Origin of the sequence: Mycobacterium noviomagense, assembly GCF_010731635.1 — a bacterium.
GTDB lineage: Bacteria > Actinomycetota > Actinomycetes > Mycobacteriales > Mycobacteriaceae > Mycobacterium > Mycobacterium noviomagense.
Map to the genome: position 1 here is coordinate 1,294,411 of NZ_AP022583.1, position 19,298 is coordinate 1,313,708.

A 19,298-nucleotide genomic window follows, 5' to 3' on the forward strand; every position below is an offset into this window, starting at 1 on the left:
TAAAACATGCCTCTACCGCAGACGAAAGGCGCGAAAGCATCGTCGCTTGTCAGAGTAATGAAACGTGTTCTAGCCTGACCGCATGGGTAACCCGGTAATCGTTGAAGCCACCCGCAGCCCGATCGGCAAACGCAATGGATGGTTGTCGGGGCTGCACGCCACCGAGTTGCTGGGGGCGGTACAGAAGGCTCTGGTCGAGAAAGCCGGCTTGGAGACCGACTTTGCCGCCGGCGACGTCGAGCAGGTCGTCGGCGGCTGCGTCACTCAGTTCGCCGAGCAGTCCAACAACATCAGCCGCACGGCGTGGCTGACGGTGGGCCTGCCCGAGCACGTCGGCGCCACCACGGTCGACTGTCAGTGCGGCAGCGGGCAACAGGCCAACCATCTGGTCGCGGGGCTGATTGCCGCCGGCGCCATCGACATCGGCATCGCCTGCGGTATCGAGGCGATGAGCCGGGTGGGGCTGGGCGCCAATGCCGGCCCGGACCGCAACTGGCGGGCCGAGTCGTGGGACATCGACCTGCCCAACCAGTTCGAGGCCGCCGAGCGGATCGCCAAGCGGCGCGGCATCACCCGCCAAGACATCGACGAGTTCGGCCTGGCGTCTCAGCAGAAGGCCAAGCAGGCCTGGGAGGAGGGCCGCTTCGACCGGGAGATCAGCCCGATCGAGGCGCCGGTGCTCGACGAGAACAAGCAACCCACCAGCGACCGGCATATGGTGTCGCGCGACCAAGGGCTGCGCGACACCACGCTGGAGGGCTTGAGCCAGCTGAAGCCGGTGCTGGAGGGCGGCATTCACACTGCGGGCACGTCGTCGCAGATTTCTGACGGTGCGGCCGCGGTGCTGTGGATGGACGAAGATAAGGCCAATGCGCTGGGTTTGCGGCCCCGGGCGCGGATCGTGAGCCAGGCGTTGGTGGGTGCCGAGCCGTACTACCACCTGGACGGCCCGGTCCAGTCGACTGCGAAGGTGCTCGAGAAGGCCGGCATGAAAATGGGCGACATCGACCTGGTCGAGATCAACGAGGCGTTCGCCTCGGTGGTGCTGTCCTGGGCGCGGGTGCACAACCCCGACATGGCACGCGTCAACGTCAACGGCGGCGCGATCGCGCTGGGTCACCCGGTGGGCTGCACCGGCAGCAGGCTGATCACAACCGCGCTGCACGAGTTGGAGCGCAGCGACCAGAGCACCGCGCTGATCACCATGTGCGCCGGCGGTGCACTGTCGACGGGCACCATCATCGAGCGAATCTAGTGGCCTCGGTTTCGGACGAGGACCGCATCGCGGCCGCGCAAGCCTATATCGACGCGCTGGTCAGCCATGACGCAGACTCGGTTCCGTTCGCTCCCGATTGTGTGCGCATCGAGCAGGGTGTGCGGACCGGTTTTTCTGGAAATCACCTGCGGCGCAGCCTGAATCGCGGGCCGCAGTTCCGGATCATTGCGGCGACGACGACGCCGGAGTTCAGCGTCGACGGCGACCTGGTGCGGGCGCGGTTCGACGTGATCACCAAACCGTCGCTCGGTGGCCGGCGGGTGTGCGCGCACGTCGACGAGACTTTTCTGATCCCGGCCAGTGATGGCAAGATCCACCACATCCGCGCGCAGCTGCGCCCGAGTATCAAGCGCGCCCGGTGACGATTTGGACCAATAGGCCCGAGGAGGAGCCGGGCCATCGACAGAGGGATCACCAATGACCAATCCCCCACGCGCGCTCAACTCCGCCGGCACGGGCGTCGTCATCAAATGGATGTCACGGATCAACACGTGGCTGTACAAGGCGAGCGGCGGCAGGATCGGCGGCAAGTTCCTGCAGGGTGCACCGGTGGCGCTGTTGACGACCACCGGCCGCAAGACGGGTCAGCCGCGGGTCAGTCCGCTGCTGTACTTGCGGGACGGCGACCGCGTGGTAGTGGTGGCATCGCATGGCGGACGCGAGAAGAACCCGATGTGGTACCTCAACCTCAAGGCGAATCCCCGAGTGCAAGTTCAGATCAAGAAAGAAGTGCTCAACCTGACCGCGCGCGACGCCACCGAAGAAGAACGCGCCAAATACTGGCCGCGGCTGGTCGAGATGTACTCGTCCTACGAGGACTACCAGTCCTGGACCGACCGGAAAATCCCGATAGTCATCTGCGAGCCCTAACTACGCTTGCCACATGACCCAGCGACGGTGGATACGCAACTCAAAGTTGCTGGCGCTGTTGATGAAGTACTTCGCTCGCGCCCACATCTGGGTGTATCGGCGCACCAACGGCAAGCTCGGCGCAAAGCTGCTGTGGTTCCCCGCGGCACTGCTGACGACGATCGGTCGCAAGTCCGGCCAGCCGCGGACCACCGCGACGCTGTACCTGCGCGACGGTGACCGGGTGATCGTGCCGGCCACTTTCGGCGGCCGCGCCGAGAATCCTGGCTGGTATCTGAACTTGAAGTCAAACCCCAAGGTAGAAGTCCAGATTCGCGACGAGCAGTTGAAGCTGGTGGCACGTGACGCCACCGACGAAGAGCGGGATCGCTACTGGCCGCCGCTGATCAGGATGTATCCGCCGTATAAGGGATACCGGGAGGCCACCGACCGGGTGATCCCCCTGGTGGTCTGCGAGCCGGCTGAGGTAGCCAGCTGAGGTTGGCGGCTAAGCGCCGTATACCGGCACCGGCGGCCGGGACTTGGCCAATAGATCCCTGACCACCGGACCGAGTTCGGCGGGATCCCACCGCGCGCCCTTGTCGACCTGCGGCCCATGCGCCCAGCCCTCAGCCACCCTGACGAGGCCGCCTTCGACCTCGAAGACTTTGCCGGTGACGTCTTTCGATTCGGCGCTGCCCAGCCAGACCACCAGCGGCGAAACGTTTTCCGGCGCCATCGCGTCGAATCCGTCCTCGGGCTTGGCCATGGTCTGGGCGAACACCTTTTCGGTCATCCGGGTGCGGGCGGCCGGGGCGATGGCGTTCACCGTGACGCCGTAGCGGGCCAATTCCGCGGCGGCCACGAGCGTCAGCGCCGCGATACCGGCTTTGGCGGCGCTGTAGTTGCCTTGCCCGACACTGCCTTGCAGGCCGGCACCCGAGCTGGTGTTGATGATCCGCGCGTCAACGGGTTGGCCCTCTTTGGCCAGCCCGCGCCAATAGGAAGCGGCGTGCCGCATCGTGGCGAAGTGGCCCTTGAGGTGCACGGCGATGACGGCGTCGAACTCCTCCTCGCTGGTGTTCGCGATCATCCTGTCGCGCACGATGCCGGCGTTGTTCACCAACACATCGAGCCTGCCGAAGGTGTCGACCGTGGTCTGGATGAGGTTGGCCGCACCGTCCCAGTCCGCCACGTTGTCGCCGTTGACGACGGCCTCCCCACCGCCCGCCTTGATCTCCTCCACAACGGCGTACGCCGGGCTGCTGTCACCCACAGCCGTGCCGTCGAGCCCGACCCCGATGTCGTTGACCACCACGCGAGCACCCTCGGCGGCGAACGCCAACGCATGGGCACGCCCGATACCGCGGCCCGCTCCCGTGACGATGACCACTCGGCCGTCGACCAAACCCATACCCGTCTGCTCCTTTACTTGTTGGCACTCGACGCGGCGAGGTATGGCGGCGGCTCACCGCCGCCATGGACCGCCATCGTCGTCCCGCTGATGTACGACGCCAGATCCGATGCCAGAAATGCTGCAGCCCAACCGATATCGGCAGGCTGCGCCAACCGGCCCAAAGGCACGGTGGCCGCGACCCGGGCGATCGACTCGGCGTCGCCGTAGAACAATTCCGACTGCTCGGTCTCGACCATGCCTCCCACGAGTGCATTCACCCGCACCTTCGGCGCCCACTCGACCGCCAATGTGGCAGTGAGGTTTTCGACGCCCGCCTTGGCCGCGCCGTAGGCCGCGGTGCCCGGTGACGGCCGGCGTCCGCTGACCGACGAGATGTTGACGACCGAGCCGCCGTTGGGCTGCTGCTGCATCAGCGAATTGGCACGTTGCGAAACGAGCAGCGGTGCAAGGAGGTTCAGCTCGATGATCTTGCGATGAAAGGTGTGCGTCGCATCGGCAGCCAGCACGTACGGCGAGCCGCCGGCGTTGTTGACCAGGACGTCGAGACGCCCGTGCCGTTCGCCGATCGCCTCGATCAACCGGGCGACCGCATCTTCGTCACGCACATCGCAGGCATGGAACTCATAGGGCAAGCCCTCGACCGCACGGCGCGCGCAGGCCACCACGGTCGCACCCTGTTCGGCGAAGACGGCGCTGACTCCGGCGCCCACTCCTCGGACCCCGCCGGTCACCAGCACCACCCGCCCGGCCAGTCCCAAGTTGAACTCGGGGTCTCCTTTGGCGGGGGTCACTGTGCTAGCGTACCAAGCAAGTGCTTGCTTAGGTAGTCGACCCCCGGGAAGTGCCATGCCGATCACGTCCATGAAAACCGAGCCGGGCATAGTCGCCGTCACGGTCGACTATCCGCCGGTCAACGCCATCCCGTCGCGCGGCTGGTTCGAACTCGCCGATGCTGTGACGGCTGCGGGCCGCGGCCCGGACACCCACGTGGTGATCCTGCGCGCCGAAGGCCGCGGCTTCAATGCCGGGGTCGACATCAAGGAGATGCAGCGCACTGAGGGATTCACCGCGCTGATCGACGCCAACCGCGGCTGCTTCGCGGCGTTCAAGGCCGTCTACGAATGCGCGGTCCCGGTAGTTGCCGCCGTCAACGGATTCTGTGTCGGCGGCGGTATCGGGCTGGTCGGCAACTCGGATGTCATCGTGGCCTCCGATGACGCCACGTTCGGGCTCCCAGAAGTGGAACGGGGCGCGCTGGGGGCGGCGACACATCTGTCGCGGCTGGTGCCGCAGCACATGATGCGCCGACTCTTCTTCACCGCCGCCACAGTCGACGCCGCAACCTTGCACCACTTCGGTTCGGTGCACGAGGTGGTGCCTCGAGAGGAGTTGGACGAGGCCGCGTTACGAGTCGCCCGCGACATCGCGGCCAAGGACACCCGGGTGATCCGGGCCGCCAAAGAGGCGCTGAACTTCATCGACGTGCAGCGGGTGAACTCCAGTTACCGTATGGAGCAAGGCTTCACGTTCGAGCTCAACCTCGCGGGGGTCTCCGACGAGCATCGCGACGCGTTTGCCGGCACGGCCAAGGCGGACAAGAAGTCATGAGCAATAAATTGACCACACTCGACGAGGCCGTATCGGAATTGCGCAGCGGCATGACGATCGGTATCGGCGGCTGGGGATCGCGGCGCAAGCCGATGGCGTTCGTGCGGGCGATCTTGCGCACCGATGTCACCGACTTGACGGTGGTCACATACGGCGGACCGGACATCGGGCTGCTGTGTTCGGCGGGCAAGGTGCGCCGCGTTTACTACGGCTTCGTGTCGCTGGATTCGCCGCCGTTCTACGACCCGTGGTTCGCTAAAGCCCGCACCAGCGGTTCGATCGAGGCCCGCGAGATGGACGAGGGCATGCTGCGCTGCGGGCTGCAAGCGGCTGCACAGCGGCTGCCGTTCCTGCCGATCCGCGCCGGGCTGGGTAGCTCGGTCGTCGACTTCTGGGAGGGCGAGCTCGCAACCGTCACCTCCCCCTATCCGGCGCCGGGCGGCGGGCACGAGACGTTGATCGCGATGCCGGCCTTGCGGCTAGACGCCGCGTTCGCACATCTCAATCTGGGTGATGCCCAAGGCAATGCGGCCTACACCGGCATCGATCCGTACTTCGACGACCTGTACTTGATGGCCGCAGAGAAACGCTTCATGTCGGTGGAGCGCGTGGTTAGCACCGAGGAGCTGGTCAAGGCGGTGCCACCGCAAGCGCTGCTCGTGAACCGGATGATGGTCGACGCCGTCGTCGAAGCCCCGGGTGGTGCCCACTTCACGACCGCTGCACCGGATTACGGCCGCGACGAGAAGTTCCAGCGGCATTACGTCGAGGCCGCCGGGTCGGAAGAGAGCTGGCGGGAGTTCGTGGCGACTTATTTGTCCGGCAGTGAATCCGACTATCAAGCGGCGGTACGCCGGTTTGGAGCCCCCTCATGATCAGCCGAGCAGAAGTCTGCGTCATGGCGTGCGCCGAGCTGTTTCGCGATGCCGGCGAGATCCTGATCAGCCCGATGGCAACTGTGGCGTTGATTGGGGCGCGGTTGGCTCGCCTGACGTTTTCGCCCGACATCCTGCTGACCGACGGAGAAGCCCAGCTGCTGGCGGACACCCCCGCCCTGGGTGCTTCCGGCGCGATCGAGGGCTGGATGCCTTTCGGCCGCGTGTTCGAGACGCTGGCGTGGGGACGGCGACATGTGGTGATGGGCGCCAATCAGGTTGACCGCTACGGGAACCAGAACATCTCGGCGTTCGGGCCGCTGCAGCAGCCGAAGCGACAGATGTTCGGCGTGCGCGGCGCGCCCGGCAACACCATCAATCACGCCACCAGCTACTGGGTGGGCAACCACTCGCCGCGGGTGTTCTGCGAAGCCGTCGACGTGGTGTCCGGGATCGGCTACGACAAGGTAGATCCCGGCAATCCGGCGTTCCGGTTCGTCAACGTCTATCGGGTCGTGTCCAACTTGGGTGTATTCGACTTCGGGGGACCGGATCACAGCATGCGGGCGCTGAGCCTGCACCCGGGCGTCTCAGCTGGCGATGTTCGTGACGCAACATCGTTCGAGGTACACGGGCTGGACGACGCCGAGGAAACTCGGCCGCCCTCCGACGACGAGTTGCGTCTGATTCGAGATGTCCTCGATCCGAAGTCGCTGCGCGACAAAGAGGTACGGTAATGAGGCTACGCACACCGCTGACCGAGCTGGTCGGTGTCGAGCACCCGGTGGTCCAAACCGGGATGGGCTGGGTAGCCGGCGCTCGGCTGGTATCGGCCACCGCCAATGCGGGCGGACTGGGAATCTTGGCGTCGGCCACGATGACGCTCGACGAGCTGGCGACCGCCATCAGCAAGGTCAAGGCAGCCACCGACAAGCCGTTCGGCGTCAACATCCGCGCCGACGCCGCCGACGCCGGCGACCGGGTTGAGCTGATGATCCGCGAAGGCGTGAAGGTGGCGTCATTTGCTCTAGCACCCAAGCAGGAGTTGATCACTCGCCTGAAAGAGGCTGGGCCGGTGGTCATTCCATCCGTAGGCGCGGCCAAGCATGCACGCAAAGTGGCCTCGTGGGGCGCCGACGCGGTGATCGTGCAAGGGGGCGAGGGCGGGGGGCACACCGGCCCGATCGCGACCACCCTGCTGCTGCCCTCGGTGCTCGACGCCGTCGATATCCCGGTCGTTGCCGCGGGCGGCTTCTTCGACGGTCGCGGGCTGGCCGCCGCATTGTGCTATGGCGCAGCGGGTGTGGCGATGGGCACCCGGTTTTTGCTGACGTCTGATTCGACCGTGCCCGACGCGGTCAAACGCCGCTATCTCGAAGCGGGCCTGGATGGGACTGTGGTCACCACCCGGGTCGACGGTATGCCGCATCGCGTGCTGCGCACCGAGCTGGTCGAGAAGCTGGAAAGCGGCTCGCCGGCAAGGGGTTTCGCTGCTGCAGTGCGCAATGCCGCCAAGTTCAAGAAGTTGTCGGGCATGACGTGGCGATCGATGATCCGCGACGGGCTGGCGATGCGCCACGGTAAGGAAATGACCTGGTCGCAGGTGGTAATGGCGGCCAACACGCCGATGCTGTTGAAAGCCGGGCTGGTTGAGGGCAACACCGAAGCCGGGGTGCTGGCGTCCGGCCAGGTAGCCGGCATGCTCGAGGACCTGCCGTCGTGCGCGGGGTTGATCCACACGATCGTCAGCGATGCGATCAAGCAACTGCAGTCGGCGTCGGCGCTCGTGCAGGAGTAGACCGCGAGCGGGCACAGTTGTACGGCATTTCAGGCGTGTCGACGTACAAACACGCCCGCTCGCGGCGAAAGAAGAACTAGAGCCGCTCGATGATCGTGACGTTGGCGGTGCCGCCGCCCTCGCACATCGTCTGCAGGCCGTAACGGCCGCCGGTGCGCTCCAGCTGGTTGAGCATGGTGGCGAACAGCTTTGCCCCGGTGGCGCCCAGCGGATGACCCAGCGCGATCGCGCCGCCGTTGGGGTTGACCTTTTCCGGGTCGGCCTTGATCTCCTTGAGCCAGGCCATCACGACCGGCGCGAACGCCTCGTTGATCTCGACGGTGTCGATGTCGTCGATCGACAGCCCAGTCTTCTCCAGGGCGTAGCGGGTGGCCGGAATCGGACCCGTCAGCATCAACACCGGATCGGCACCCCGCGCGCTGATGTGGTGAATGCGCGCCCGCGGTGTGAGCTTGTGCGCCTGCACTGCGCTTTCTGAGGCCAGCAGCACCGCGCTTGCGCCGTCGGAGATCTGGCTGGCCAGCGCGGCGGTCAGCCGGCCGCCCTCACGCAGCGGCGCCAACCCGGCCATTTTCTCCAGCGACGTTTCCCGCGGCCCCTCGTCGATCCGGAAATCATCGACTGCGACGATCTCGTTGTCGAAGTGCCCGGTGCGAATCGCTGACAGTGCCCTTTGGTGGCTGGAAAGCGCGTAGCGCTCCATCTCCTCCCGCGACAGATTCCACCGCTCGGCGATCAATTCCGCGCCGCGGAACTGTGAAATCTCCTCGTCGCCGTAGCGGTGCTGCCATCCCTTCGACTCCGCGGTGGGTGTGGTGAAGCCGAACTGCTTGCCGACCTCCATCGCCGCGGCAATCGGGATTTGGCTCATGTTCTGGATGCCACCGGCCAGGATCAGGTCCGCGGTTCTCGACATGATGGCTTGCGCCCCAAAGGAAATCGCCTGCTGGCTGGAGCCGCATTGGCGGTCGACGGTGACGCCGGCGACCTCCTCCGGATAGCCCGCGGCCAGCCAAGCCTGCCGCCCGATGTTGCCGGCCTGCCCGCCGATGGCGTCCACACAGCCCACGATCACGTCGTCGACAGCCGCTGGGTCGACGTCGACGCGGTCGAACAGGCCGTGAAAAGCCGTTGCCCCCAGGTCGATTGGGTGTACGCCGGCCAGCGATCCATTGCGCTTGCCGACGGCGGTACGTACAGCGTCGACGACGTACGCCTGGGAAACTTCAGCCATGTCAGACTCCTTTTCTGTTCGCGGTGATTCCGCCTAAGACGATGGCGAGATACTGCTGACCGACCTGTTCGGCGGTGAGCGGCCCGCCGGGCTGATACCAGCGCACCGACACCCAGGTGGTGTCACGGATGAAGCGGTAGACCAGATCGACGTCGAGGTCGGGCCGGAAATACCCCTCCTCTATTCCCTGGTGCAGCACATCGACCCACATCTGGCGCTGCTTCTTGTTCAGGTCCTCGATGTAGGAGAACCGGGGCTGCGACGACAGCCGCTTGGCCTCGTCCTGGTAGATGACGACTTGGGAGTGCCGGTGCTCGATCGCGTCGAACGACGCCATGAACAGCCCCTTGAGCCGTTCCAGCGGGTTGGGTTTGGTGTCGATGATCTCTTGGTAGCGGTTGAACAGCCAGTCCAAAAAGCCGCGCAGCACTTCGTCGACCATCTCTTCCTTGGAAGAGAAATGGTGATACAGGCTGCCGGACAGGATGCCCGCGCCGTCGGCGATGTCGCGCACCGTGGTCGCGCGCAAGCCGCGTTCGGCGAACATCGCCGCCGCCAGCTCCAGCAGTTCGTCGCGCCGATTCATGGATGTTGGCTCGATACCGAAATCACTTCTCCAGTCAGGTAACTGGAGTAGTCGCTGGCGAGAAACGCGATGGTGGCCGCCACTTCCCACGGTTCGGCGGCGCGGCCGAAGGCCTCCTGCGCGGACAATCGGTCCAGCAGCTCGGGCGAGGATGTCTTGTCGAGGAACTTGTGCCGGGCGATGCTGGGCGATACCGCGTTGATCCGGACCCCATATTCCACGGCTTCGATTGCGCTGCACCGCGTCAACGCCATCACCCCGGCTTTGGCCGCCGCATAGTGAGCTTGGGAGTGCTGGGCCCGCCACCCCAGCACGCTGGCGTTATTGACGATCACCCCGCCGTGGTCGGCCTCGCGGAAATAGCGCAGCGCCGCCCGGGTGGCCCGGAACACCGACGTCAGCGTCACATCCAGCACGCGGTCCCATTCCTCGTCGGTCATGTCGACCACCGGGGTCTGCCCGCCAAGGCCGGCGTTGTTGACCAGCACATCCATGCGGCCCATCCGCGCGGTGGTCGACGCGATCAGGGCGTCGACCTGCACGCTGGAGGTGACGTCGCACAGCACATGCTCGACGCGGCCCAATCCCAGGGCGGAAAGTTCCTGCGCCGTCTCACCCAGGCGTCGTTCGTGGTGATCAGAGACGACGACGTCGGCGCCCTCCATCAGTGCACGCCGTGCGGTGGCCGATCCGATCCCAGTGCCGGCAGCCGCCGTGACCACGACGACCTTCCCGGTCAAAAGACCGTGTCCGGCAACCTCTTTCGGCGGGACGGCAAGCGTCATCCTTTGACCTCTCGGGGCAGGCCGAGCACCCGCTCGGCGATGATGTTGCGCTGGATCTCGTTGGAGCCGCCGTAGATGGTGTCGGCCCGGGTGAACAGGTAGAGCCGCTGCCATTCATCGAAGTCGTCCTTGAGGACCATGCCGGCCTTGCCGCGCACCTCCATCGCGATCTCGCCGAGTTGGCGATGCCAGTTGGCCCACAACAACTTCGACACGTTATCTTTCCCGGCGGCCTGGCCGCCACCTTCGACATCCATGGTCGCCAAGGCGTAGGAGCGCATCGCTCGCAGGCCCGCCCAGGCGCCGGTCAGGCGTTCCCGGATCAGCGGGTCGTCCACGGCGCCAGTCCGTTTGGCAAGTTCGACGATGCCGTTCAGCTCCCGCGCGTAGACGATCTGCTGGCCCAGCGTCGAAACACCGCGCTCGAAGGTCAACGTGCCCATCGCGACCCGCCACCCGTCGCCGGGTGCGCCAACCACCAAGTCGGCGTCGGTGCGGGCGTCGTGGAAGAACACCTCGTTGAACTCCGAATCGCCGGTCAACTGCACGATCGGACGGATCTGCACCCCCGGCTGGTCGAGCGGGACCAACAGGTACGACAGCCCGGCGTGGCGCTTGGAGCCCTTTTCGGTGCGCGCCAACACGAAACACCACTGCGCCCAGTGCGCCAGCGAGGTCCACACCTTCTGCCCGTTGATCACCCACTGATCGCCGTCGAGCACCGCGGTGGTCGACACATTAGCGAGGTCGCTGCCCGCGCCCGGCTCCGAATAGCCCTGGCACCACAGCTCGGTGACATCGAGAATCTTCGGCAAAAACCGCTGCTGCTGTGCGGGCGTGCCGTAGGCGATCAGCGTCGGCCCGAGCAGTTCCTCGCCGAAATGGTTGACCTTGGCGGGCGCATCGGCGATCGCGTACTCCTCGTAGAACGCGACCCGGTGCGCCACCGACAGGCCCCGGCCACCGTGCTCGACCGGCCAGCCCAGACAGGTCAGGCCCGCTTTCGCCAGATGCTGGTTCCAGGCGCGCCGCTCCTCGAAGGCCTCGTGCTCGCGGCCGGGCCCGCCGAGGCCCTTCAACTTGGCGAATTCGCCGACCAGGTTCTCGGCGAGCCACTCGCGGACCTCAGCCCGGAACTCCTCGACGTCCTGCATCCCTGTAGGCTAACCTACCAAGCACTTGCTTTGTAGCCTGGCGGCCCGGGAGCGTCGATGTCGAGCGATCCGCAGACCATTCCTGCGGTGTTAAATCGCATCGCGCGCGAGCTTGCCGACCACCCGGCGCTGGTCACGGCCGATCGCACGCTCACTTTCGGGCAGCTGCGCCAAGAGGTTCGCCAGGCCGCGGCGGCGATGATCAGCCTCGATGTTCGAGCCGGTGACCGGGTGGCGATCTGGTCGCCGAACACCTGGCACTGGGTGGTGGCGTGCCTGGCCACGCACTACGCCGGCGCGACGATGGTGCCGATCAATACCCGCTACACCGCCGCCGAGGCCGCCGACATCCTGACGCGCACTGGCGCTCCACTGCTGATCGCGATGGGCCAGTTCCTCGGCGCCGACAAGCTCGCCGACCTCGACCGTGCCGCGCTGCCCGAATTGCGCCACATCGTGCGGGTGCCGGTGGACCGCAGCGACGGCACGTGGGACGAGTTCGTGGCAGGCGGCGTCGATTTGAAAGCCGCCGACGCCCGCGCGGCAGCGGTGCGCCCCGCCGACGTCTCCGACATCCTGTTCACCTCAGGTACCACCGGCCGCAGCAAAGGCGTCCTGTGCGCACACCAACAATCGCTGGCCGGTTCCGCGGCGTGGGCGGCCTGCGGCAAGATCACCAGCGACGACCGCTACCTCTGCATCAACCCGTTTTTCCACAACTTCGGTTACAAGGCCGGCATTTTGGCTTGCCTGCAGACCGGCGCGACGTTATTTCCGTTGCTGACGTTCGACCCGCAGCGGGCGATGCGGGCGGTGGCCGAGCACCGCATCACGGTGCTCCCCGGGCCGCCGACCATCTATCAAACGCTGCTCGATCATCCCGCACGCCGCGAATACGACTTGCGCTCACTGCGTTTCGCAGTCACCGGTGCGGCCACGGTGCCGGTGGTGTTGATCGAGCGGATGCAGACCGAGCTGGACATCGACATCGTGCTGACCGCCTACGGCCTGACCGAATCCAACGGGTTCGGCACCATGTGCCGCGCTGATGACGACGCCGTCACAGTCGCCACCACCTGCGGTCGCCCCATCGCCGATTTCGAACTGCGCATCGGCGAGCAGAACGAGGTGTTGCTACGCGGGCCCAACGTCATGCTGGGCTACCTCAACGACCCGGAGGCCACCGCGGCGGCCATCGACGCCGACGGCTGGCTGCACACCGGCGACGTCGGAAAGCTGGACGCCGCAGGCAATCTGCAGATCACCGACCGGCTCAAGGACATGTACATCTGCGGCGGCTTCAACGTCTACCCCGCCGAGGTCGAGCAGGTGCTGGCGCGGTTGGACGGCGTGCTGGATGCCGCAGTGATCGGCATGCCCGACGAGCGGCTCGGCGAAGTCGGCCGCGCATTTGTGGTGAAGCGCCCGGACTCCCGCCTGGACGAAGCGGCGGTAATCACATACGCACGTGAGCAGTTGGCGAACTTCAAGACGCCCCGCTCGGTGCGGTTTGTCGAGGAGCTGCCCCGCAACGCGGGCGGCAAGGTGGTCAAGCCCCTACTGCGAGAGATGCCATAGATGGACCTTGATTTCGATGAAGAAACGCTGGCGTTCCAGCGTGAAGTGCACGAGTTCCTGGCGGCCAACCGGGCGTCGTTTCCCACCAAGTCGTACGATACCGCCGAAGGTTTCGAACAGCACCGACGGTGGGACAAGGTGCTTTTCGACGCTGGGCTGTCAGTGATCACCTGGCCGCGAAAGTACGGCGGTCGCGACGCGACACTGTTGCAGTGGGTGGTCTTCGAAGAAGAGTACTTCCGCGCGGGCGCCCCGGGCCGGGCCAGCGCCAACGGCACGTCGATGCTGGCGCCGACGTTGTTCGCGCACGGCACCGAAGAGCAACTGGATCGGGTGTTGCCCAAGATGGCCAGCGGTGAGGAGATCTGGGCGCAAGCCTGGTCGGAACCCGAATCCGGCAGTGACCTGGCGTCGCTGCGGTCGACCGCCACGAAGACCGAGGGCGGCTGGCTGTTGAATGGTCAGAAGATCTGGAGCTCGCGAGCACCGTTCGGCGACAGGGCGTTCGGGTTGTTCCGCTCGGATCCGGCTGCGGAGCGGCACCGCGGCCTGACCTACTTCATGTTCGACCTGCGTGCCGATGGCATCACCGTGCGCCCGATCAAGCAGCTCAACGGCGACACCGGTTTCGGGGAGATCTTCCTCGACGACGTTTTCGTCCCCGACCGCGACGTGATCGGGCAGGTGAACGAGGGCTGGCGAGCGGCGATGAGCACGTCGAGCAACGAGCGCGGAATGTCACTGCGCAGCCCGGCCCGCTTCTTGGCTGCCGCTGAACGCCTCGCCCAGTTGTGGAAAGACAACGGCGACAGTGCCTTCGGTGACCATGTTGCCGACGCGTGGATCAAGGCCCAGGCCTACCGGCTGCACACGTTCGGCACGGTGACCCGGTTGGCCGAAAGCGGCGAGCTGGGCGCCGAGTCGTCGGTGACCAAGGTGTTCTGGTCGGATCTCGACGTCGCCCTGCACCAGACCGCGCTGGAAATCCGCGGCGCCGACGGCGAGTTGGCCGATGCGTGGAGCGACGGCTTGCTATTCGCACTCGGTGGCCCGATTTACGCCGGCACCAACGAGATTCAGCGCAACATCATAGCAGAGCGGCTGCTGGGCCTGCCCCGGGAGAACAGCCGATGAAATTCGACTTAGACGCGCAGCAGCGCGACTTCGCGGCCAGCATCGACGCCGCGCTGGCGGCGGCCGATGTTCCGGGGGCGGTGCGCGCCTGGGCCGCTGGCGACACCGGGCCCGGCCGCAAGGTCTGGGCCGTTTTGGCCGATCTGGGTGTGACCGCGTTGCTGGTGCCGGAGCGGTTCGACGGCATCGACGCACACCCGGTGGACCTCGTCGTCGCGCTGGAGCGGCTCGGCCGCTGGTGTGTGCCGGGGCCTGTTACGGAATCCGTTGCGGTGGCGCCCCTTCTGTTGGCCGACGATGAACGGTGTGCAGCACTGGCAGCCGGTGAATTGATCGCAACGGTCGCGCTGCCGCCGCAGGTCCCACGCGCTGTGGATGCCGATGCCGCCGGGCTGGTGCTGCTGGCCGGCGATGGCCGGGCCAGTGAGGCGGACGTCGGCGCGCGTCACGAGTGCATCGATCCGAGCCGACGCCTGTTCGACGTGGAAGCGGCCGGCGACGGATGGGACGCCGATGTCGCGCGCGCCTACGAGTTCGGCGCGCTGGCCACCGCTGCGCAACTGGTCGGTGCCGGCCAGGCGCTGCTGGACGCGGCAGTCGACTACGCCAAGCAGCGCAGCCAGTTCGGGCGGGTGATCGGCTCGTATCAGGCGATCAAGCACAAACTGGCGGACGTGCATATCGCTGTCGAATTGGCTCGCCCGCTGGTCCACGGGGCCGCGCTGTCGCTGGCCGATGATTCCCCGCACGCGCGCCGAGATGTCAGCGCCGCAAAGGTGGCCGCCGCCGACGCCGCTCTGTTGGCGGCCCGGTCCGCGCTGCAGACCCACGGCGCAATCGGCTTCACTGCCGAACACGACCTGTCACTGTGGCTGTTGCGCGTGCAAGCGCTGCGCCCGGCGTGGGGCGACCCGACCGTGCATCGGAGACGGGTGCTGGAGGCGCTGACATGACCACAGACGAACGGGAACTACTGCGGGAGACGGTCGCCGCGCTGGTGGCCAAGCACGCCGGTCCAGAGGCCGTGCGGACGGCGATGGAATCCGAGCGCGGTTACGACGAATCGCTGTGGCGGCTGCTCTGCGAGCAGGTGGGCGCGGCTGCGCTGGTAATACCGGAAGAACTCGGCGGCGCCAGCGGCGATCTCGGCGATGCCGCCGTCGTGATCGAGGAACTCGGCAAGGGGCTGGTGCCCACGCCGCTACTGGGCACCACGCTGGCCGAGGTGGCGCTGCTGGCCGCCGACGAACCCGACGCCGACGTGCTCGCGGCGCTGGCCGAGGGCACCGCGATCGGCGCAGTGGTGTTCGACCCCGACTACGTGATCAATGGCGACGTCGCCGATATCGTCGTGGCGGCCGACGGTGACAAGCTCGTTCGGTGGACGCAGTTCAGCGCCGAGCCCGTTCACACCTTGGACCCGACCCGACGGCTGGGACGAGTAGCCCCGCAGAGCACAGTGCCCCTGGGGGATGATCCGGGCATCAGCGACATTGCGGCGATCCTGCTGGCCGCCGAACAGATCGGCGCGGCCGGCCGCTGCCTGGAGCTGACCGTCGACTACACCAAGGAGCGGGTGCAGTTCGGGCGGCCGATCGGCAGCTTCCAGGCGCTCAAGCACCGGATGGCGGACCTGTACGTCGCGCTGCAGGCCGCCCGCGCAGTGGTCAACGACGCAATCGCTGAACCGTCGGCGACTGCAGCAGCTCTGGCCCGTGTTGCTGCCAGCGAAGCGTTCAGCACGGTGGCCGCCGAGGCCATCCAGCTGCACGGCGGGATCGCGATCACGTGGGAACACGACATGCACCTGTACTTCAAACGCGCACACGGCACTTCCCAGCTGCTCGGGCCGCCGCGCGAACACCTGCGCCGGCTCGAGCCGGAAGTGTTGAATAGCAACACGTGAACCCTTCTGTCGCACTACGGGCGGGGATACCGCCGTTCTACGTGATGGATGTCTGGCTGGCAGCCGCCGAACGCCAGCGCACTCACGGCGACCTGGTGAACTTGTCGGCAGGCCAACCGAGCGCGGGAGCACCGGCGCCGGTGCGCGCAGCCGCCAAAGCGGCGTTAGACAGCAGCCCGCTGGGTTACACGGTGGCGCTCGGTATTCCGGAACTCCGTACGGCGATCGCCGAGAGGTACATGCCGCGTTATGGCATCACCGTCGAGCCTGACGACGTCATTATTACCACCGGCTCGTCGGGCGGCTTTCTGCTGGCGTTCCTGGCGTGCTTCGACGTCGGCGACCGCGTCGTAGTCACCAGTCCCGGCTACCCGTGCTACCGAAACATCCTCTCCGCCTTAAGTTGCGAGGTGGTGGACGTGCCATGCGGTCCCGATACGCGTTTCCAGCCGACCGTAGACATGTTGGCGGCGCTGAACCCGCGCCCGCGCGGTGTGGTCGTGGCCAGCCCGGCCAACCCCACCGGTACCGTCATCCCGCCAGCCGAGCTCTCGGCGATCGCATCGTGGTGCGAGGACTCCGGTGTGCAGTTGATCAGCGACGAGGTGTACCACGGCTTGGTGTACGAAGGCGCGCCGGAGAGCAGTTGCGCCTGGCAGACGTCGCGAAAAGCGGTGGTGGTCAACAGCTTTTCGAAGTACTTCGCGATGACGGGGTGGCGGTTGGGTTGGCTGTTGGTGCCACCGGAGCTGCGCCGTGCGGTGGACTGTCTGACCGGCAACTTCACCATCTGTCCTCCCGTGCTGGCGCAGTATGCAGCAGTTGCGGCGTTCACCCCGGAGTCGATCGCCGAAGCCGACGGTCATCTACATGAGTACGCGGTCAATCGTCGGCTGTTGTTGGATGGCTTGCGGGAGATCGGGATTGACCGGCTTGCTCCTACCGACGGCGCGTTTTACGTCTACGCCGATGTATCGGACTACACCGCGGACTCGCTGCAGTTTTGCGAGAAGTTGTTGGCCGATACGGGGGTGGCGATCGCCCCCGGCATCGACTTCGACACCGTCCGTGGTGGCTCGTTCGTGCGGGTTTCATTCGCGGGACCAACCTCCGACATCGAGGAAGCGCTGCGCCGGATTGGCCCGTGGCTGGCCGGTCAGAAGGGCGGTTTGTAGCGGTCACGACACGCTGTCCCACTGCTCGTCGGCAACGTCGGGGATGCAATGGTAGGCGATCACCGGAGTTCCGGGCTGCGCCACACCGCCGAAAACGTTGAGGCAAGGACCGAGGGCACTCGTGATTCGACCATTGGCTTGCAGATTCCAACGCGCGCCGTCGGCATTGGTTTGACACGCCGAGAGGACCACCGGGGTATTGTCCGTCGCGTTGCCTATGCTCAGGCAACTGCCGGCGAAGGCGACACTTTCAATCTGACCGGCAGAGTTGAAGTTCCAGAGCTGCGACGTGGACCCATTGCAGGGGTTGACCACTGTCGCAGTGTTTTTCCCATTCGGGTTGTCCAGACACCAATTGCCCAGTCGGCTCTTCAGCTGAACCGGGTCGGTGGCACCCGCCAGACCGGCGCTTAACAGCGCGACACCGAACACCGCACCGACGACGACCAAGGCCCGACGCGCACCGCGCATCAACCGCGATTCGTGCATGCCAGCTTCCTCCTCACACCGGACACCGCCACGGACGGTCCGCCGCAGATACAAGACAGTGTTGTCGCAGCCCGGGGTCTTTGAAAGCGGCGCCTTTGCGTCGACGCCTCGCCGGTCTGATGCGATGCTTACCAGGCCATGTTCACAAACGCGCGGGTGACGCACTGACACGGCAGGGCAGCCTGCTGGCGTCGCCAGCGCGAAGTGTGAGGGAGGAATACCGTCGAGTTCTCGCTAGCCTGGCTGCTTCAACCGCTGACGGTGCAGACCTTTCTCGACGAAATATGGGGGTCGACGTATTACCACGTCAAGCGGGGGCGCGCCGACTACTTCGACCGGCTGCTGCCCGGGGCGTCGGCGGTTGACGAACTTCTCGAGCATGTGCGGCTCGACCCGTCGGCGGTACGCCTGGTGCGCCACGGCGAGGATAAGGACCCAGACACCTACCGACGGGCTGATGGCAGCCTCGACCTTGCCCGCGTCCGCAGCGGCTTGGCCGATGGCTACACGATCATCCTGAACGCGATCGAGCAGTATGTGCGCACGATTGGCACGCTGTCGCACGCCATCGAGGTCGAGCTGAATTTCCCGACGCGGGTCAACGGCTACGTCACGCCACCGGAGTCGACGGGTTTCGTCCCGCACTACGACCCTCACGACGTCTTGGTCCTGCAGATCCAGGGATCCAAGGTCTGGCATCTGTCCGACCAACCCGTCGTGCCGCCTCACGAGATCCACTGCCGCAAAGAGGTCGACTCGGCCGCGCTTACGTCACGAACCGACCTGCGCCTGGAAGCCGGCGACGTGCTCTATCTGCCGCGTGGGAAAATCCATGGGGCCGAGACAACTTCGGCACCATCGGTCCACCTGACCGTCGGGCTGCACGCGCCCACCGCGCTCACGCTTCTCACCCACATGCTGCATGCGCTGAGTCTGCGCGACGACCGCATCCACACCAGGCTGCCACCGCGACACCTCGATGACGCGGACGTGCGCGCCAGTCTGGCCGACGTCGTGCGCGAGGCCGCTCGAATCGTCGAAGACCCGAGCGCACTGGCCGACGGCCTCGGCGCAATGGAGGACGTCCTGGCCCGGCGCGGCAGATGCCCACCGGTCGGCCAGATGTCGAACGCCGTCGGAATCGACGGGCAGACACGGGTGGTGAAATACCAGCCGTTGTATTCGCGGGTGATCTCCATTCCCGGCGGTGTCGCACTGCAGTTCGCTCAATTGCTGATCAGGACCGGTTCCGATCACGAAGCCGCATTGCTGTTCGTCTCGAAGAACACCGAGCCGTTCCGCGTTGGCGACCTGCCCGGGCTAACCGCTGCCCAGCAGACGGAGTTGGCCCGAATGCTGATCACGACCGGATTCCTGGTTCGGCTGCCCGGCGACTGACCACGGCGACGCCCGAATCGTACCGTGGTTATGCCG

The 19,298-nt window shown here is 66.1% G+C and carries 21 protein-coding genes; 14 read left to right on the top strand and 7 right to left on the bottom strand.

Translation table 11 applies throughout. The annotated features are described in order from the left end of the window. The first annotated feature begins 82 nt into the window (after positions 1-82). The 4 genes from G6N15_RS06075 to G6N15_RS06090 are packed head-to-tail and all read left to right on the top strand — an operon-like array spanning position 83 to position 2,624. A complete protein-coding gene (locus G6N15_RS06075; protein WP_083085485.1) occupies positions 83-1,255 on the top strand; it encodes a steroid 3-ketoacyl-CoA thiolase in 1,173 nt (390 codons plus the stop codon). Then, positions 1,255-1,638: a nuclear transport factor 2 family protein gene (locus G6N15_RS06080; protein ID WP_083085486.1), complete on the top strand. Its 384-nt coding sequence runs from the start codon at positions 1,255-1,257 to the stop codon at positions 1,636-1,638. Before G6N15_RS06075 ends, G6N15_RS06080 begins: the two co-directional genes overlap by 1 nt. Positions 1,639-1,693: 55 nt before the next feature. Then, entirely contained in the window at positions 1,694-2,146 is a 453-nt protein-coding gene (locus G6N15_RS06085) for a nitroreductase family deazaflavin-dependent oxidoreductase (RefSeq protein ID WP_083085487.1), read from the top strand. A 13-nt stretch (positions 2,147-2,159) separates the two neighbouring features. Then, positions 2,160-2,624: a nitroreductase family deazaflavin-dependent oxidoreductase gene (locus G6N15_RS06090; RefSeq protein ID WP_083085488.1), complete on the top strand. Its 465-nt coding sequence runs from the start codon at positions 2,160-2,162 to the stop codon at positions 2,622-2,624. Between the two features lie 9 nt (positions 2,625-2,633). Here G6N15_RS06090 and G6N15_RS06095 read toward each other — a convergent pair whose 3' ends face one another. Then, positions 2,634-3,539 carry an SDR family oxidoreductase gene (locus tag G6N15_RS06095; protein WP_083085489.1) on the bottom strand — a complete coding sequence of 302 codons (906 nt, stop codon included), beginning with the start codon at positions 3,537-3,539 and terminating at the stop codon, positions 2,634-2,636. Positions 3,540-3,553: 14 nt separating this feature from the next. Beyond that, positions 3,554-4,333 carry an SDR family oxidoreductase gene (locus G6N15_RS06100; RefSeq protein ID WP_232070361.1) on the bottom strand — a complete coding sequence of 260 codons (780 nt, stop codon included), beginning with the start codon at positions 4,331-4,333 and terminating at the stop codon, positions 3,554-3,556. Positions 4,334-4,388: 55 nt separating this feature from the next. Here G6N15_RS06100 and echA20 point away from each other — a divergent pair, with 55 nt between their 5' ends. Genes echA20 through ipdC form a run of 4 tightly spaced genes read left to right on the top strand, consistent with a single transcriptional unit; the run spans position 4,389 to position 7,823 of the window. Continuing rightward, complete coding sequence (echA20, locus tag G6N15_RS06105; RefSeq protein ID WP_083085491.1) at positions 4,389-5,150, top strand: (7aS)-7a-methyl-1,5-dioxo-2,3,5,6,7,7a-hexahydro-1H-indene-carboxyl-CoA hydrolase; 762 nt, start codon at positions 4,389-4,391, stop codon at positions 5,148-5,150. Continuing rightward, on the top strand, positions 5,147-6,025 hold the full coding sequence (ipdA, locus tag G6N15_RS06110) for a cholesterol ring-cleaving hydrolase subunit IpdA (protein ID WP_083085492.1): 879 nt from the start codon (positions 5,147-5,149) through the stop codon (positions 6,023-6,025). Before echA20 ends, ipdA begins: the two co-directional genes overlap by 4 nt. Then, positions 6,022-6,762 carry a cholesterol ring-cleaving hydrolase subunit IpdB gene (ipdB, locus tag G6N15_RS06115; protein WP_083085493.1) on the top strand — a complete coding sequence of 247 codons (741 nt, stop codon included), beginning with the start codon at positions 6,022-6,024 and terminating at the stop codon, positions 6,760-6,762. Before ipdA ends, ipdB begins: the two co-directional genes overlap by 4 nt. Beyond that, a complete protein-coding gene (ipdC, locus tag G6N15_RS06120; protein ID WP_083085494.1) occupies positions 6,762-7,823 on the top strand; it encodes a (3aS,4S,5R,7aS)-5-hydroxy-7a-methyl-1-oxo-octahydro-1H-indene-4-carboxyl-CoA dehydrogenase in 1,062 nt (353 codons plus the stop codon). The genes ipdB and ipdC overlap by 1 nt, the downstream gene beginning before the upstream one ends. 76 nt (positions 7,824-7,899) lie before the next feature. Here ipdC and fadA6 read toward each other — a convergent pair whose 3' ends face one another. From fadA6 to ipdE1, 4 genes are read right to left on the bottom strand one after another with little or no spacing between them, the layout of a single operon-like run. Then, positions 7,900-9,057: a steroid 3-ketoacyl-CoA thiolase FadA6 gene (gene fadA6, locus G6N15_RS06125; protein WP_083085495.1), complete on the bottom strand. Its 1,158-nt coding sequence runs from the start codon at positions 9,055-9,057 to the stop codon at positions 7,900-7,902. Between the two features lies 1 nt (position 9,058). Next, a complete protein-coding gene (kstR2, locus tag G6N15_RS06130) occupies positions 9,059-9,643 on the bottom strand; it encodes a TetR family transcriptional regulator KstR2 (RefSeq protein ID WP_083085496.1) in 585 nt (194 codons plus the stop codon). Beyond that, on the bottom strand, positions 9,640-10,428 hold the full coding sequence (gene ipdF / locus G6N15_RS06135) for a (5R,7aS)-5-hydroxy-7a-methyl-1-oxo-2,3,5,6,7,7a-hexahydro-1H-indene-carboxyl-CoA reductase (RefSeq protein WP_083085497.1): 789 nt from the start codon (positions 10,426-10,428) through the stop codon (positions 9,640-9,642). Before ipdF ends, kstR2 begins: the two co-directional genes overlap by 4 nt. Next, on the bottom strand, positions 10,425-11,582 hold the full coding sequence (gene ipdE1 / locus G6N15_RS06140; RefSeq protein WP_083085499.1) for an acyl-CoA dehydrogenase IpdE1: 1,158 nt from the start codon (positions 11,580-11,582) through the stop codon (positions 10,425-10,427). Before ipdE1 ends, ipdF begins: the two co-directional genes overlap by 4 nt. Positions 11,583-11,639: 57 nt before the next feature. Here ipdE1 and fadD3 point away from each other — a divergent pair, with 57 nt between their 5' ends. Genes fadD3 through G6N15_RS06165 form a run of 5 tightly spaced genes read left to right on the top strand, consistent with a single transcriptional unit; the run spans position 11,640 to position 17,375 of the window. Next, entirely contained in the window at positions 11,640-13,160 is a 1,521-nt protein-coding gene (fadD3, locus tag G6N15_RS06145; RefSeq protein WP_083085505.1) for a 3-((3aS,4S,7aS)-7a-methyl-1,5-dioxo-octahydro-1H-inden-4-yl)propanoate--CoA ligase FadD3, read from the top strand. Beyond that, positions 13,161-14,294 (top strand): acyl-CoA dehydrogenase family protein, encoded by a 1,134-nt coding sequence (locus tag G6N15_RS06150; RefSeq protein ID WP_083085506.1) that lies wholly within the window; start codon positions 13,161-13,163, stop codon positions 14,292-14,294. Then, positions 14,291-15,247 carry an acyl-CoA dehydrogenase gene (locus tag G6N15_RS06155; protein ID WP_083085507.1) on the top strand — a complete coding sequence of 319 codons (957 nt, stop codon included), beginning with the start codon at positions 14,291-14,293 and terminating at the stop codon, positions 15,245-15,247. Before G6N15_RS06150 ends, G6N15_RS06155 begins: the two co-directional genes overlap by 4 nt. Further along, on the top strand, positions 15,244-16,200 hold the full coding sequence (gene ipdE2, locus G6N15_RS06160; RefSeq protein ID WP_083085510.1) for an acyl-CoA dehydrogenase IpdE2: 957 nt from the start codon (positions 15,244-15,246) through the stop codon (positions 16,198-16,200). The genes G6N15_RS06155 and ipdE2 overlap by 4 nt, the downstream gene beginning before the upstream one ends. Continuing rightward, positions 16,197-17,375, top strand: coding sequence for a pyridoxal phosphate-dependent aminotransferase (locus G6N15_RS06165; RefSeq protein ID WP_139797706.1), 1,179 nt, complete (start codon positions 16,197-16,199; stop codon positions 17,373-17,375). The genes ipdE2 and G6N15_RS06165 overlap by 4 nt, the downstream gene beginning before the upstream one ends. A 3-nt stretch (positions 17,376-17,378) precedes the next feature. Here the strand turns inward: G6N15_RS06165 and G6N15_RS06170 are convergent, their stop codons facing one another. Beyond that, a complete protein-coding gene (locus G6N15_RS06170; protein WP_083085516.1) occupies positions 17,379-17,864 on the bottom strand; it encodes an Rv1419 family lectin in 486 nt (161 codons plus the stop codon). 261 nt (positions 17,865-18,125) lie between these two features. Here G6N15_RS06170 and G6N15_RS06175 point away from each other — a divergent pair, with 261 nt between their 5' ends. Further along, a complete protein-coding gene (locus G6N15_RS06175) occupies positions 18,126-19,262 on the top strand; it encodes a cupin domain-containing protein (protein ID WP_232070362.1) in 1,137 nt (378 codons plus the stop codon). Positions 19,263-19,298 lie beyond the last annotated feature (36 nt).